General features: G+C 74.8%; 7 protein-coding genes. 5 read left to right on the top strand and 2 right to left on the bottom strand.

Annotation, left to right across the window (positions count from 1 at the left end; all coding sequences use genetic code 11):
- The first annotated feature begins 64 nt into the window (after nt 1–64).
- The 5 genes from ACWCPN_RS29355 to ACWCPN_RS29335 all read left to right on the top strand — a co-directional run bounded on the left by ACWCPN_RS29355 (nt 65) and on the right by ACWCPN_RS29335 (nt 13580).
- Nucleotides 65–2338, top strand: a complete 2274-nt coding sequence (locus tag ACWCPN_RS29355; RefSeq protein WP_451212059.1) for a VWA domain-containing protein — start codon at nt 65–67, stop codon at nt 2336–2338.
- Between the two features lie 137 nt (nt 2339–2475).
- The gene (locus ACWCPN_RS29350; RefSeq protein WP_451212056.1) at nt 2476–6198 is read left to right on the top strand and encodes a tubulin-like doman-containing protein; all 3723 of its coding nucleotides are present in this window, start codon (nt 2476–2478) and stop codon (nt 6196–6198) included.
- Nucleotides 6195–9131, top strand: a complete 2937-nt coding sequence (locus ACWCPN_RS29345) for a hypothetical protein (RefSeq protein ID WP_451212052.1) — start codon at nt 6195–6197, stop codon at nt 9129–9131. The genes ACWCPN_RS29350 and ACWCPN_RS29345 overlap by 4 nt, the downstream gene beginning before the upstream one ends.
- Before the next feature lie 70 nt (nt 9132–9201).
- Entirely contained in the window at nt 9202–11301 is a 2100-nt protein-coding gene (locus ACWCPN_RS29340; protein ID WP_365128707.1) for a hypothetical protein, read from the top strand.
- Nucleotides 11298–13580 carry a hypothetical protein gene (locus ACWCPN_RS29335; RefSeq protein WP_451212048.1) on the top strand — a complete coding sequence of 761 codons (2283 nt, stop codon included), beginning with the start codon at nt 11298–11300 and terminating at the stop codon, nt 13578–13580. Before ACWCPN_RS29340 ends, ACWCPN_RS29335 begins: the two co-directional genes overlap by 4 nt.
- A 212-nt stretch (nt 13581–13792) precedes the next feature.
- Here ACWCPN_RS29335 and ACWCPN_RS29330 read toward each other — a convergent pair whose 3' ends face one another.
- Nucleotides 13793–15502: a DEAD/DEAH box helicase gene (locus ACWCPN_RS29330; RefSeq protein ID WP_451212045.1), complete on the bottom strand. Its 1710-nt coding sequence runs from the start codon at nt 15500–15502 to the stop codon at nt 13793–13795.
- An 87-nt stretch (nt 15503–15589) separates the two neighbouring features.
- On the bottom strand, nt 15590–15793 hold the full coding sequence (locus ACWCPN_RS29325; RefSeq protein ID WP_020943502.1) for a cold-shock protein: 204 nt from the start codon (nt 15791–15793) through the stop codon (nt 15590–15592).
- Between the last annotated feature and the right edge of the window lie 165 nt (nt 15794–15958).

Below are 15958 nucleotides of genomic sequence, written 5' to 3'. Positions count from 1 at the left end.
AACGAGGAATCAGGGGACCGCCGTGGAAACAGTCACGGGAAGACGGCAGACGCGAGGGGGCGGGATGCGCCGCGCCGCGGTCGCGATGCTGGCGGGGGCCGCGCTGTCCGGCGCCCTGTCGGCACCACCGGGTCACGACCCGGTGCCGGTCGCGGACACGAGGCCGGCGTTCCCGGCGGTCAACTACGCCGTGGCCGTCGACGAGTCCGCGAGCCTCGCCGCCGCGGACATGAAGGCCGAGAAGGCCGCCGCCGCCCGGATCGCGCTCGGCGACGTCTCCTCCCAGTCCCATGTCACCGTCTTCGGCTTCGCCGCCGCCGAGTCCGACGGCCAGCGCGCGGTGGACCCGGTGTGCCCGCGGACCGCGCTGGACGCGGCGGGCCGCGACACCATCGGCGGCTGCGTCACCAAGCTGCGCGGCCGGACCAGGAGCCAGGGCACCGGCACCGACTTCCCGAGCGCGATACGCCAGGGCGTCCACGACCTCACCGACGGCACCGACCCGTCCCAGCCCCGGGTGCTGTTCCTGCTCACCGACGGCTACATGGACGTCAGCGACAGCCCCAAGTACGGCGACCCCGCGCACCGCGACGACGAGGGCGACCGGCAGCTCGGCCTGGCGCTGAAGGAGGCCAGGGACGAGCACGTGCAGGTGTGGCCGCTCGGCTTCGGGGACCAGCCGCGCATGGACGAGCTGAAGCGGATGGCCGCCGGCGGGTACCAGAAGGGCTGCGTCGACCTGCCGTCCGCGACCCCCGAACCCAAGAAGGTCGAGCCGGCGGCCATCGGCACCACCCTGGAGGACATCTTCGCCGCCGCCCACTGCCTGCGGCACGAGCGCGGACCCGCCCCGAAGCGGCCCCCGTCCACCCAGGAGATCGCCGTCTCCCCGCTGGCGACCGTGGGCAGCATCGTGGTCGACAAGGGCGACCCCGCCGTCGAGATCACGTACTACGACCCCAACGGCAACAAGGTGCCCACGCACGGCAAGTACCGCAAGTCGTCCTTCGAACTGGCCGGCGGCAGCGGTGTGGTGGAGGCGCTGAAGATCGTCGACCCGCTGCCCGGGCCCTGGAAGGTGAGGGCCGAGGCACCCGAGGGACACCGCTCGCTGCCCGTCTCGGTCAGCGTGCTGTGGCAGGGCGAGCTGCGCGGCGCCATCACCATGGACCCGCCCTCCCCGCAGGCCGGGGACGAGGTCGAGGTGACCATGCGGCTGCAGACCCGCGAGGGCTACCAGATCAAGGACCCCCGCGACTACGACGGGCTGCGGGTGCGCAGCGCCCTCACCGGCGACGGATTCACCCCGCTGAAGCTGGACCTCACCGACGACGGCAAGGCCGCCGACCCGAGGGCCGGCGACGGCTCCTTCACCGGCTCCGTGCGCGTCCCGAAGGACGCCGACGGCGCCCTGAAGGTGAGCGCCACACTGACCGCCGCCGGGCTCAGCGCCGACACCCGCAGCGAGTCCGGCGAGGTCGCCCCCGGCCAGCTGCCCGTCACCACCTCGCTCGACCTGCCCGCCGCGGACGTCCACCCGGGCGCCCGGATCAGCGGCACCCTGGCCGTGCACAACACCAGCGGCACCGCGCACACCCTGCGGCTCGCCGTCACCGACCTCCAGTCCGGGCTGCTCTCCGTCAGCCCCGAGCGGATCACGCTGGGGCCCGGCGCGTCCGGCACCCGGAAGGTGACCGTCGAGGTCGCCCCGGCCGGCGTCTTCGGCGACCGCCTCGGCGACGACGGGCTGGACCTCGCCGGCAACGTCACCGTCGCCGACACCACCGACCACGACCGGACCCTCGTACGGTCCCCGCTCTCGGTGCGGGTGACGCACGAGCCGGGCTTCTGGGACAAGTACAGGTGGGTGATCCTGGGCGCCGCCGCCCTGCTGGTGGCGCTGGCCCTGGTGGCCGCCGCCTGGGTGCGCCAGCGCCGGCGCGCCAAGGACCCGTACGGACTGACCCTGCACCTGGTCGCGGAGGACGGCAGCGTCCTCTCCGAGCACCAGGCCGGGCACGGGCAGAAGCAGTGGTACGAGTTCATGGTCGCCGAACCCCACCGCAGCCCCCGCATCGAACGGCGCCCCCACGGCCCGTACGCCGTCCAGCGCAATCCCAAGGGCGGCGGAGCGGTCCTGCGCAGGAAGGGCGGCGGCCGGACCCTGGTGCCCGTCCGCGGCCCGGTCCCGCTGACCGAGACGCTGCAACTGGCCCTCGGCGAGGACAAGCGTCCCCCGAAGCCGAGGCGCCGCAGGCAGCCGCCGTCCCGCCCCCGCCCCGAGGCCGGCACCCCCGAGAGCAGCAGCACCCCCAGCGCCTACAGCTCCTACGAATGACGCCGGGGACGGGCGGGGAGCCCGATCGCTCCCCGCCCGGCACACCGCACCGCACCGCGGCCGCCAGGCCGTACGCACCACGCAGAAGGTCCCAGCACGAACCCGCGGCCGCCCCGGCCGCGAGCGGGGAGGAAACCATGAAGATCTTCCAGCCGATGCTCTTCGTCGGCCTGGGCGGCACCGGGGGACTGGTCGGCGCCGAACTCGAACGCAGACTGCGCACCGAGCTGTGCGGGCCGGACGGCATGGCACTGACCCGGCAGAGCGGCCAGGCCCCCTACCAGCTCCCGGACTGCCTCCAGTTCGTATACGCCGACTACAGCGAATCCGACCTGCAGCGGCTGCCGCAGTTCAACGTGGACCCCTCGCTGCGCGCCGCCTACGCCCGCACGTCCCGGGCCACCCACCACCTGCTGCCGAACTTCGACAGTTCACCGGAAGTCACCAAGATGCTCCGGGCCAGCATGCGCGAGGAGGTGGCCGGCTGGCTCCCGCCCGTCATCGGCGAGCCCGAGGTCACCCCGCTCCACAACGGCGCGGGCCAGCTCCCCACCGTCGGCCGCGCCGCCCTGTTCGCGACGCTCCGGCACGGCCTGAACCCCGTCCTCGAACCGCTGCTGCAGGCGATCGACGCCATCGCCAAGTCGGCGGGCGAACTCAGCGAGCTGGGCGGCGGCAGGGTCAGCGGCTGCGACGTGTTCGTCGCCTTCTCGGTGGCCGGCGGCACCGGCGCCGGCATCTTCCTGGACTACCTGCACCTCATCAACTACGCCTTCCAGGTACGGCGGTTCGACGGCGTCAAGATCTACCCGCTGGTGGTGATGCCGTCGTCGTTCTCCTCCGCCACCGGCGGGGGGCGCGAGGCGGAACTCAACGCGGCCCGGTCCCTGGTGGACCTGTTCCGGCTGGTGGACCGGCAGAACGCGCCCACCGAGGGAGCCGAGATCGGCGACCTCGACCAGGACGCCGGCTTCGCCATCCGCTACCCGGGCACCAACCCCGTCCGGCTGCGCACCGGAATCCTCCCCACGGCGTTCCTGTTCAGCCCGACCGCCGGCATCCGCGCCGACGACCTGCGCCGTTCCATCGTCTCCCTGGTGATGTCGCTGATCGGCACCGAACTGGGCGACGGCCGCTCCCGAGGCCGCAAGACGGCCGCAGACGACGACTACCAGACCTTCTCCGCGAGCTTCATCAACCGTGGAGTCGCCCGCAGTTCGCTGTCGCCGACCGGCATCGGCCGGCAGGGCGTCTCCACCAGCCTGGTCGCCTCCATGACCGCGCCCATGGACCAGCTCGCCGACCTGGTCGCCGGCCGGATGCTGCGGGAGGCGGTCACCGAACTGGTGGAACGGCCGCGGGCCGCCCTGCGCGGCGACAACGGAGTGCTGATGATCCGGCAGCTCTTCGCCGACTCCCACCTCGAAGAGCTTTGGGAGCGACGGCAGTTGCCGGTGCCCGAGCCCGAACCGCTGCCCCGGGGCGGGAAGAACGTCGAGCAGGCACTGGGCGAGCGCATCGGCGACATGCAGCGGCAGCTGGCCGCGCTGCGTGCGGACGCCGAGCACCAGGCCGCCGTCATGGCCGACCGCTTCGCCCCGCGTCCCGCCGTCGACAAGCTGCTGCAGAGCGCCGACCCCTTCCTCGCCGAACGCGTCGTGCGCGGCATACCCGACAGCGACCACGGGATCGTCCGGCTCGGCTTCCTCGGCATGCTGGACAGCCGCGCCCGTGCCCCGCAGCGCCCGGCGGGGGTCACCGAGCAGCCGCCCAAGATTCCCCGGATCAAGGGGCAGCTGGCCGGCATGGCGCCCGCCCGCTGGGGCGACGAGGCCGTCCAGGCCGCCATCCGGGAGCAGGACGCCTGGTACGAGTGGCGCTGCCGGCTGATCTGGCACGAGGCCTGGCGCGACCAGCAGCAGGTCTGGCAGCCCCACGCGGACGCGGCCGGCGCCGACCTGGACCGCCTGGTGCGGGCCTTCCGCAGCCACGGCGACCAGGAGCGCAAGGCCTCCGCGCAGAAGGGCCACGAGCTGTACGAGGACCGCACCGGCATCTCCTACCTGCTGCCGCCGCAGCGCACCATCAACCACTTCTACGAGGACGTGGTCGCCCGGCTGATCCGCCGGGAGGGCCTGCGGGAGACCGACTACGAGGCGGCACTGCTGCTCAAGCTGGTCGACGGGGACACCTGGCGCCGCGTCCACACCCGCAGCCGCCGGGACCCGGACGGCGCCGTCGCCCAGGTCAAGGGCCAGCTCGAGGCGCGCATCACCCGGCTGTTCGCGGAGAGCGGTACGCATCTGGAGGAGCGGCCGCTGCTGCCGGCCATGGGGACCCTGCTGTCCGCCGCGGCGGGTGACCAGGAAGCCACCGACCAGGTCAGCAAGGAGGCGCTCGACCTGTTCGGACGCAAGCTCGCCGGTCTGCTGCCCGTCGGGTTCACCCCGGAGGGCACCGGACCGCTGCGGGTCCTGGTCACCCACCCCCGGGTGCAGGCCGCGGAGGAGGTGCAGGAGTACCTCGGCAAGACGCTGCGGCTGCCCTCGGACGCGAAGAACTCGGTGGAGTACCGGGCGGTGGAGAGCGACTCGATCACCGTGGTCCTCTTCCGCAGCGAGATGAGCCTCACCCAGGTGCCCGAGGCCCGCAAGGTGCTGCGCCAGTGGGCCCGGGCGAAGGAGTCCGAGCAGGCGCAGGACGTCTTGCGCTGGCGTCAGCGCCTCGGCCACCGCGACAGCTGGATGGTCAGCAGCGAGGAGGACCGGCGCACCATCCTGCACCGGCTGCTGTGCTGCATGTGGAACGGCCAGGTGGACGTCGTGGACGGCGACCCGGCCTCCCCGGACCGGGTGAGGCTGCGGCTGTTCCCGGAGGCGGGCCCGAACGTGCCCGGCGTCCGCCTGCGCCTGGGCGACTTCCCCGGCGGGGTGTCGAGCTGGGCGGAGCTGCTGCGGTCGTACGAGCGCTGGACGGTCCTCGACGACGAGCGGACCGTGGAGGACTACTGCCGTGAGCTGATGGGCGCGCAGCCGCTGGGCCTGGCCCGGACCGGCAGCGAACCCCATCCGCTCTTCGTCGACCTGGTCGAGAAGATCGCCCCGCGCCAGCTCGAACTGCTTGCCGATCGCCGGGAGCGCGGCGGCGAGCGGGTCGAGGGCTGGGTGCGGCCGCTGTGGGAGTTCTGGGCGGAGACCCTGCCGGCCGCGCTGGACAAGGAGTTCGGTGACCAGCGCGCCGTCCAGCCGACCCTGCGCACCCTGCTGGAACACGTGCGCGGCGGCACCCCGGGGCGGGCCCGGGGCCGGGACGACGTACCCGCCCCCCGACGCCCCGCCACCGATGACGACGACTGGGGGACCGCCCCCGTGTCCTCCTACGACACCCACCGGGGAGCGGCCGACCGGGAGGACCGGGACGGCGGCGACACCGCCCGCCCCCGTGGCTACGACCGGCCGTTCGGGGAGGAGCGCCCGTACGCGGAGGAGCGCCCGTACGGTGGCGACGCTCCGTACGGTGACGAGCGGCGGCGCGCCGAGGACCGCGGCGCCCGGTTCCGCGAGGACGACGACGAGGACCGGGCCGCCCCGGAGGGCGCCCGCCGGCGCGGCTACGAGCGGTCGTACGCCGAGGACCGCGGCGGCCGGCGCGGCACGGACGACGACGCGGGGCAGGAGCTCTGGGGCGAGCGGGAGACCCGCGGGGACGACCGTCCCCCCGCCGGGAGCGGCGCGGAGGAACGGCGTCGCCGCGAGGACGTGCCGACGGTGCCCTGGGACGACTCCGCCGGCCACGGAACGTACGGCGGCGACGAGCGCGACCGGTCCCGCCGCAACCCCTGGGACGGTGACGCGCAGTGAGTACCGCTCAGGACTCCGGAGCCGTCGTCCACCTGGACCTGCGCGCGGGCGCGGCGGAGCTGGACAGCGCCGCGGCCCTGCGCGCCAGGGTGGCCCGGCAGCTCGGCCGGGCCGGGCTGCCGGAACCCGACGACCCGCTCTTCCTGGTGGTCGACACCCCGGCCGGGCTGACCGACCACCAGCTCCAGTACGAACTGCTCACCGGCTACCGGGCGGTGGGCGAGGTCAGGCTCCTGGTGCTGCTGGTCGGCAGCGCGCCGGGCTCGTACGCGGGCGAGGACGAGGCGTTCCAGCCCGACCGCAGGCTGGTGCGGCCCGCCGTGCTGCGCACCTCGGGCACCGGGCTGCTGTGGGCCGGTGACCTGCGCTCGGCGCACACCGCGCTGGAGCAGCCCGCCGCCGACGACCCGGACGCGCTGGCGGTCCTGGTCGACGTGCTGTCGGTGCCCGACCTCTACCGGGGGGTGCTGGAGGCGATCGGCACGCTGCCCGAGGCCGTCGCCGCGCCCGGGGTGCGGCTGCTGGAGCAGGACCTGCCGCCGGAGGTGCGCGACCGGGCCTGGCGCGACGCGCTGACCCGGTTCGCGGGCGAGGACACCGAACTCGCGCCGGACGTCCTGCTGACCGCCTCCTCCGGAGCCGATCTGCCGGAGCCGCTGCGCCGGCTGGTGGCGGCCCGCGGCGGCCGGGACCAGCGGCACCGGGAGCCCGGTGGCGTGGCCGACGACACCCACGGCGCCTGCGTGGAGGCACTCGACCGCGCCGAGGACTCGCTGGCCGGACTGCGGAGCCTGCCCGGGCTGCTGCGGCCCGGCCGCCGGGACTCCTTCGAGGCGGACGTCGACGAGGCGCACCGGGCGCTGGAGGAGTACCGGGACCTCGTCGGCACCGCGCTGCGCGGCGGCGGCGCGACCGCGTCCCCCGCCGAGTCGGCGGCCCGGCTCACGGCCCTCGGGCTGCGGGTGCCGTCCGCCGAGGGCATCGGCGAGCGGATCGGTGAGGGGCTGCGGGACTTCGCCCAGAAACTCCTCGGCCAGGAGCTGCCCATGCGGTCGGTGGCCCAGCGGTTCACCGGGCTGGCCGGGCGGGTGGAGCCGGTACCCGGTTCGGCGCTGCTGCCGAAGCTGGCCGCCCTCCCCGGCGCCCGCGCCGACGCGCGCACGGGCGCCGCGGACACCGGTGGCGGGGCGGAGCGGTCCGGGACTGCGGACGGCGCGGCGGTGCCCGGCCTCGTGGCCGCCACGCCGCTCGCGGCCGTCGCCGCACTGCTCGGCGCGCTGTGGCGGGGGCCGTTCCTCCCGCTGGCGCTCCTCGTCCCCCTGCTGTTCGCCGCCATGGCGGAACTCGGGAAGGCCCGGCTGCGCGGTGCCGGACGCCCCGGCCGCTGGGCCGTCGCCCCACGCGTCGCGGCGTTCGCGGGTGCCGGGGCGGGGGTGGCCGTGGCGTACGCGGCCGGGCCCCCGCCCCTGCTGAGCGGCGCCGCGCTGGTGGCCGGATGCTGCGTCGCCGTGGAGACGGCCCGCAGGCTGTGGCACGCGGCGGCCGCCGCCTGGGCGCCGGGCCGGACGACGGCCGGGCTGCGGCACACCCTGGACCGGCTCGACGCCCTGCTGGCCGAGGCGGTCGGCGAGCACTGGGCCGTCGAGGAGCGCCTGTACTGCGCCGACGCGGCCCGGTCCGTCGCCGGCATGCTGCGCGCGACGGCCGCGGCCGCCGAGGCCGAGGCGGCGCCCGAGGCCGAGCGGTTCGAGGTGCCCGGCGCCCGCACCGCACCGGACGCCGGCCCGCCCGCCGAGGACGACTGGCTCACCGGCCCCTCCGCCCTGGAGACGGACGACGCCGGCCCCGACGACGCGGACGGCGACTGGGCCGGCGTGTACGCCTGGCAGGACGGCCCGGCCTGGCAGGACGGACCCGCCTGGGAGGAGCCCGCCGGGGACGAAGGGCACGGCGAGCGGCCGCAGGAAAGCCGGCAGAGGACTCCCGGCGCGGCCCGGAGCGACCGCGCCAAGGGGGTTCCGCGCTGGCTGGAGCGGGACAGCGGCGAGGGCGGACCGGAGCTGGTCGCCACCCTGGCCGCCGATCTGACGGACGCCGCCCTGGAGGCCATGAAGCCGTACTGGGGTGCCGTCGAACGCGGCCAGGCCGGCGCCCTCGCCGTGCGGCGCACCGAGGAGCGGGTCCGCGACGTGCTGTCGACGGCCCGCCGCCACCTCCAGCACAACGGAGTGCTGGCCGCACCGCCGTTCGCCGCCGCCCGCCGGGTCCGCGCCACCTCGGCGAACCTGCTCGGCACCGACCCGCACCGGCCCGCCGAACTGGTCGGCGCGGAGACCGACCGCCAGTCCGTGGTGCAGCTGTCCTCGCCCGAACAGGGCACGCTGCTCAGCCGCGACCCGGCGGCCGCCGTGTGGCTCAGGTTCGCGCCGCTGGCCGTGCGCGACGAGGTGGAGAAGGCCTGGCGGTCGAGCGGTTCGGCCCAGCCGGAGGACGTCCTGTGGACCTCCTCGGGACGGTACGCCGGCCTGGTGCGGCTCACGCCGCTGCGGATGGGCGTGGTGGACACCGTCCGGCCCCGCTACGGCGCCGGCCCCGACGACGGCACGGACCCGTACGGCCGCGAGATCCCGGACGAGCCGCGGAACCCGTACGACCGCCCGCGCCCCGCCGGCCGGGAGGACGCCCACGACCGGACGGACCACGGCCGGCGGGACGCCGCCGACCGGAGGGACTGGGACTCCTACGAGCGGACGGACGCGTACGGGACGGAGGCGTACGGAAGGGAGGCGTACGGGGCGGACTCCTACGCGTACGACCCGCCGCCCTCGGCGTACGAGCAGGCGAGCCCCTACGAGGAGGCGGCCCGGTACGAGCAGGCGCCCCCGTACGACCGTCCCGACCAGGACGACCGACGGGACGGCGACCGCTGGTGAACCGCACCCCGCACCCCGGCCGCACGCCCGCGCACGGCCCGGTGCACGCGCACGAAGGAGAGGACCGCCGGTGACCAGCTCGCCCCCGGACAAGCTCGCGTTCACCCTGCCGTCGGGCCGGCGCCGCGTCACCCCGGCCCGCTTCGGGCCCGAGTCCCGCCGCGACCGGCTGCTGCCCCAGCTCATCCGCAACTGCGTGCTCGACGACGAGGGACAGCAGTGCCTGCAGGTGCGCCTGGGCAGCGCCGAGGCGGCCAACCCGGCGGCCCGCGCGCTGCTGGACACCGAGGCGGGCACCGCGCTGCACCTGCACCGTGTGCTCGACGACACGGAGTACGCGGCGCTCTTCCCGCGGATCATCGGCTACGAACCGGACGCCGCCGAGCCGTTCCTGCTGTACGCGGCACCCCGGGGCGTCCCCGCCGCACGCACCCACGTGATGGCCGCGACCGACCAGCAGCGCCTCACCCGGGACCTGATGCTCGCCCTGTGCCTGCTGGACGACCAGGGCCTGGTGCCGCGCGGTGTCTCGCCCGCCACCGTGCTCTGGGACGGCGCCCGGGTCCAGCTCTGGGGTCTGGAGGCGATGACCCGGACCGGACGGCCCAGGTCCCCGTGGGGCAGGCCGCCCTTCTGCTCGCCCGAACAGCGCCGTGGCGAAGGGCTCGCCGATCCGCGGGACGCCGTGTGGAGCGCGGCCCAGGTGCTCTACCGGCTGGTCACCGGACGGCCCGGGCCCGCCGACCGGGCCCCCGCCGACCTGGGCGAACACCGGGCGCTGGACCGGACGTTGCGGCAGGCCTTCGCCGCGCGCGCGGCCGATCGGCCCACCCCCGCCCAATTGCTCGAACTCCTCGCGCCGGGAGCCGCCCGCCGGGTCCGGCTCACCCTGCCCGCCGACGAGGAGCGCCCGCACCGGGAGGCCTTCGAGGAGGCGCTGCGGCTCAAACGGCAGGCACCGGCGGCCCGCACCGGGGACGGAACCGGGGCGCCGGCGGCGCCGGGCGGCGGGGAGGTGCTGTGCCCCTACTGCCTGGAGGCCATCCAGCTCGACCTCGGCAAACTGTTCGTCACCGACAGCAGGATGCAGTACAAGCCGCTGGACCTCGCGGGCATCGGCAACCCGGTACGGCGCACCGACATCATGCGCGGCGCCGTCCAGAAGTGCACGGCCGACCCGGACTTCCCCGAGCACTTCATCCCGGTGCCCTACCTGACGTACGGCCGCCCGCTGACCGTGGCGATGGTCGGCCAGTCCTCCACCGGCAAGAGCCATCTGCTGACCCAGATGATCGCGGCCGTCACCGACGGCGGCCTGGAGCCGTTCGGCCTCAAGTGGCAGTCCGTCAACCCCGAACAGCACGCGCGGTTCGTACGGGAGCGGGTGCAGCCGCTGCGCAGCGGCCGGGTCCTGGACCACACGGCCGCCCTGGGCCTCGACGACTTCGCCCGCTTCGTGGAGTCGCTGCTGATCACCGACGCGCGCGGCCAGGTGCGCCCGGTCGCCTTCTTCGACCTCGGCGGCGAGGACCTCGTACGCACCGACGCGGCGCTGCGGTTCCTGCTCGGGGTCGACGCCCTGATCTTCGTGGTCGACCCGGCGCTGGCCCTGCCGCTGCCCCAGCTCGACCACGTCAGGGAACGCCTGGACGTCGAGGTGAACCGGGACGGCGACCTGGCCTTCGGCACCGTCCTGGACCGGCTGCCGAAGAACGGCCCGTACCTGGACGTGCCGGCCGCGATGGTGCTCGGCAAGGCGGACCTGCTCAGGTTCCAGCCGCCCGTCGACCGCTGGCTGGCCCGGCCGCCCGCCGCCTCGCTCGACCCCGCGCCGATCCGCGAGGAGAGCCGGGACGTGTACGGGCTGCTGCGCCGGCACGCCGGCCAGGCCTGGCTGCGCCCCTTCGACGCGATCCGCCGGTGCACCCTGCACATCGCCTCCGCCACCGGGGGACAGGAGGCCCACGGCCGCTATCCGGCGGGCGCCGGGCCCCGGCGGGTGCTGGAGCCGCTGCTGGCGCTGCTGGCGATGCACGGACTGATCGACGTGCCGGGCGGCGCCGAGGCGCTGGCGGTGGGGGAGGCACCCGTGCTCGAGACGGTGCCGTGGGAGGAAGCGCAGAGAGCCGGGGGATCCGGGGGATCCTCCGGGGGAGAGGAACATCAGTGAACGGCTACCAGGACCGGGGCACGGTGCACCAGGTCGTCTTCCGCTGGGACGGCAACCACGGCCGTCAGGGCACCGGCATGAGCGCCGTCGCCCACTCGTGCCCGCCCGAACGGGCCGAGCGACTGGGCCGGGAACTCGGCCGGCTGCTCTGGGTGTCCGGCACCGCGGCGGCACGGCCGAGCGTGGTGCGCACCGTGTCCCGCGACGGCGACGTCATGCTCGTCCGGCGCTGGCCCACCACCGACCGGGGCGGCCGGCCGTCCACGGTCAGTCACGTCCTCTTCGGCGACCCCCGGGCCCTGATGACCCGCCAGTGCCTGGGCCTGGCGTACCGCGGCTGGGGGCCCCAGGAGAAGGCCGAGCAGGCGAAGGGCCGGCAGTCCGTGATCGACTGCGCGGAACTCGACGACGTGGCGCGCAGACGGCTGCCCGGCATGCTGGACGCGCTGCCGAGCGTCGAACACGCGCTGATCCTGGCCACCGCCGAGCTGCTGCGCGATCCGGCCCAGCGGGTGTCGCTGCTCCTCGAGGAGAAGACACCGCGCGACTGGCCGGACGCGGACCGGGTGCCGCTCGTGTATCTCGGGTTGTTCCTGATCTTCGGCTCCTGGCTCCGCCAGGAGTGGACGTTCGCCACCTACGACACCGTGGACACCCATCCGCTGCGGCTGATGTCCGTTCCGCGCTGGGAGCCGGACACCGGCACCTCCGGCCCGCTGGCCCGGATCATGGGCCGCCGGCCGGCCGAGCCGGGGCTCGAACACTGGGCGGCCGCCCGGCTGGTGGAGCACCTGCTCGCCGACCCGGACGCGCCCGCCGGCGCGCCGCAACTGGTCCACGGCCTGGCCGACGGCGCGGCCCTCGACTGGGACCGGCGGCGCGCCCGGCTGCAGGACGTCCTCGGCACCGAACGCCCGGCCGCCCGTCCCCGCCGCCGGCCCGAGTCCCCACCGGCACGCGACCCCGAACCCGTACCGGCACGCGACCCCGAACCCGTACCGGTCCGCGACCCCGAACCCGTACCGGTCCGCGACCCCGAACCCGTACCGGTCCGCGACCCCGACCCGGTACGCGAACCACCCTCACGCGACCCGGCGCCGCCACGCCATCCGGCGCCGCCACGTGGTCCGGCACTGTCACGTGAACCGGCACACCAGCGCGACGCCGCATCCTCACACGAACCCACCCCGCCGCGCGGGTCCGAGCCCCGTACGCCACGCACTCCCGACGCTCCGCCCCAGTCCGCACACGCCCCCCAACCGGCCTCTCCACCCGGGTCCGCACACGCTCCGGAACAGATCTCTCCGCCCCGGTCCGCACTCGCCCCCGAACAGATCTCTCCGCCCCGGTCCTCGCGCACCCCCGACCCCGCCCCCGTGTCCGAGTTCCCGCACTCGCCCGGACCGCATCCCGCTCCCGCTCCCGGTGCGTCGACCGAGTACGGGACCGGAGGGCACCCGGTGCTGTCGCTGCCCGACGGTTTCGACACCGCCCCGGCGGCTCCCGCCGCGTCCCCTCAGGGCGCTCCGGACACCGGTGGACTCCACCGCGAGCTGTGCGGCCACCGGCGCGGGGACACCATGGGGCACCGCTATCTGCTGGCGGAACTCGGCAGGCAGTCGGACGAGTTCCTGCTGGACGAACTCCGCTCGGAGCAACTGTCGCCGGACGCCGTCGACTTGGTCCTCGAAGAGCTGGGCAGGCCGCCCCGCCTCCAGGCGCGTCACCCCGACACCCGGCACGGTCTCTGCGCCGAAGTGCTCAAGCAGAACCTGTACTTCGCGCAGCAGTCACCCGGCGGCCCCGAGGCCACCTTGTCGAGGGCGGCGACGGCCGAGCGGGCGGCCCGGGTCTTCCAGTGGGCCGTGGCACCGCTGGCCCGGGACGAACAGTATCGGTCCGACCTGCGGGAGCTGTTCTACCGCATGAGCCGGGAGCGGCACGCCACCACGGGCAACTGGCTCTGGCAGACCTTCGTCGAACCGGAGAACGGACAGGTCCCCGACCTGCCGCCGGACCTGTGGAGCCAGCTCCTGCGGGACGCGTTCCGCAACGCGGCGACACCCGCGGTGCCGCCGTCGCCCGGCACTGACGCTCGCGCCGTCCAGGCCCACCACCGGACGCCCCCGCGTCCTTCGGAAGGGCCCACCGGTCCGGGCGGACCGTCAGCCGGCAGGGCCCGGCTCGCCGAGCTGACGAACAACCCGGGCTGTGTGCTCGGCAGCGGCGTCTGCCTGATGGTCGTCGTCCTCGCCGCGATCGTCCTGCTCGTGCTCTGAGGAAGCTCAGCGGTGACCGGCGGGCGTGGACCAAGCGGTTTTCGGTTCCATCACGGATTCCGCCGGTTCACCGACACTCTCGGCACGACGCGGTACGCGACGTACTCGTCGGAGGTGAGCTTCGGGGCCGTCCCCGGCACCGGGAGAGCCCTCCACGCACATGGTGGTCTTCGGCTGACCGCCATGTACGCGAAGGGCTCGTCGAGCAGGCCTCAGGTGGCCGTGGTGCGCCGGCCGCCCCGGCGGTCGGCGCCGCCCGCGGCACCGCCGGCCGCCGTGCGCCGGCGGGAACCGCGGGAGTCCTTGGCCGAGCCCGAGGCGGCGCCGGTCGCGTTACCGGCCGCGGCCCGGCGGTCGGTGCCCCGGCCGCCCGCGCCGCCGGCACCGCCCGTGGCCCTGGTGCCACCGGTCCGCCGGGCGGAGCCTCGCCCGCCGGTCGCGGCGGCCTCACCGGCCGGTGCCGCGCCCGCGGCCGCCCTGCGCTCCGGTCCCCGGCCGCCGGTCGCGGCGGCCGCACCGGCAGCCGCTCCCGCTCCGCCGCCGCGGCGGCGGCGACCGGACCGTCCGCCGCGCTCGGTGCCGGTCTTCCGGTCCGGGCGGGACGGCGCGGGCGTCGCCGGCTGGGGGACCTCGATGGTCACCGGTACGCCGGACGGCTCGCGGGCGCCGGTGATGGTGACCAGCTCCGGATCGCTCGACTTCACGCGGGCGGTCCGGGGGCGGATGCCCGCGTCCGACATGAGCCGCGTCATGTCCCGCTTCTGCTCGGGCAGGACCAGCGTGACCACGCTGCCGGAACCGCCGGCGCGGGCCGTGCGGCCGCCCCGGTGCAGGTAGTCCTTGTGGTCGGTGGGGGGATCGACGTTAACGACGAGGTCGAGGTCGTCGATGTGTATGCCCCGGGCCGCGACGTTCGTCGCCACCAGCGCGGTCACCCGGCCGGTCTTGAACTGCTCCAGAGTGCGGTTGCGCTGCGGCTGGGAGCGGCCACCGTGCAGTGCCGCCGCGCGCACGCCGACGGCCAGCAGCCGCTTGGCGAGCCGGTCCGCGGACCTCTTGGTGTCCAGGAAGAGGATCACCCGGCCGTCACGGGCCGCGATGCGCGTGGTGACGGCCTCCTTGTCGGTGCCGTCCAGGACATGGAGCACGTGGTGCTCCATGGTGGTCACCGCTCCCGCCGACGGGTCCACGGAGTGCACCACGGGGTCGGTCAGGAACCGCTGCACCAGGCGGTCGATGTTGCGGTCCAGGGTGGCCGAGAAGAGCATGCGCTGCCCGTCCGGCCGTACGCGCTGGATCAGCTTGGTGATCTGCGGCAGGAAGCCCATGTCGGTCATCTGGTCGGCTTCGTCCAGCACCGTGATGCGCACGTCGTCGAGCACGCAGTCCCCGCGTTCCACGAGGTCGTTGAGCCTGCCGGGGGTCGCCACGACCACCTCGGCGCCGCGCCGCAGCGTGCCGGCCTGCTTGGTGATCGACAGACCGCCGACCACCGTGGCCAGCCGGAGGTTGACCGCCGTCGCGTACGGGGTCAGCGCGTCGGTCACCTGCTGGGCGAGTTCCCGCGTGGGCACCAGCACCAGGGCGAGCGGCGCCTTGGGCTGCGCGCGCAGACCGGCGGTGCGGGCCAGCAGCGCCAGCCCGAAGGCGAGGGTCTTGCCCGAGCCGGTGCGCCCCCGCCCCAGCAGGTCACGGCCGGCGAGCGAGTTCGGCAGCGTGGCGGCCTGGATGGGGAAGGGGGTGGTGACGCCCTGCGCGGTGAGCGTCTTCAGTAGAGCCGCGGGCATGTCCAGACCGGCGAAGTCCTCGACGGCGGGAAGTGCGGGTGTCGTGCTCTCCGGAAGCCGGAATTCCCTCGGGGACGACGCGGACGGTGGGGGTGACGAGGCGCGCCGGTTCGACTTCTGGGGTCTGCGGGACATGCGGTTGTCTGCCTTCCTGAAAACAGCACAAACCGGGGTCCGCACCATGACGGTGCGGGCCCCGGTGAGCGGGTACGTGTCCGGCGATCAGGCGGGAACGATGTTCTCCGCCTGCGGGCCCTTCTGGCCCTGCGTGACGTCGAAGCTGACCCGCTGGCCCTCCTGGAGCTCACGGAAGCCCTGGGTGGCGATGTTCGAGTAGTGGGCGAAGACGTCGGGGCCGCCGCCGTCCTGCGCGATGAAGCCGAAACCCTTTTCAGAGTTGAACCACTTCACGGTTCCCTGTGCCATGACTTTCTCCTTCTGGTAGGCAGAGGCCCCATCCGGAGATGCCGGAAAAACAAATAATGCGCCTTTAGGAGAAACATTCCCGTCAAGGCGCACATGAATTCATGGGTACCACAACTGCAACTGCGGCAACCGTAGCACACCTCGGCCGGCCGGTGGCTCGCGCGC

It is taken from the genome of Streptomyces sp. NPDC002386 (assembly GCF_053593175.1).
Note: the sequence above shows the minus strand (reverse complement) of the source record. Positions and strands in the feature narration are given on the sequence as shown.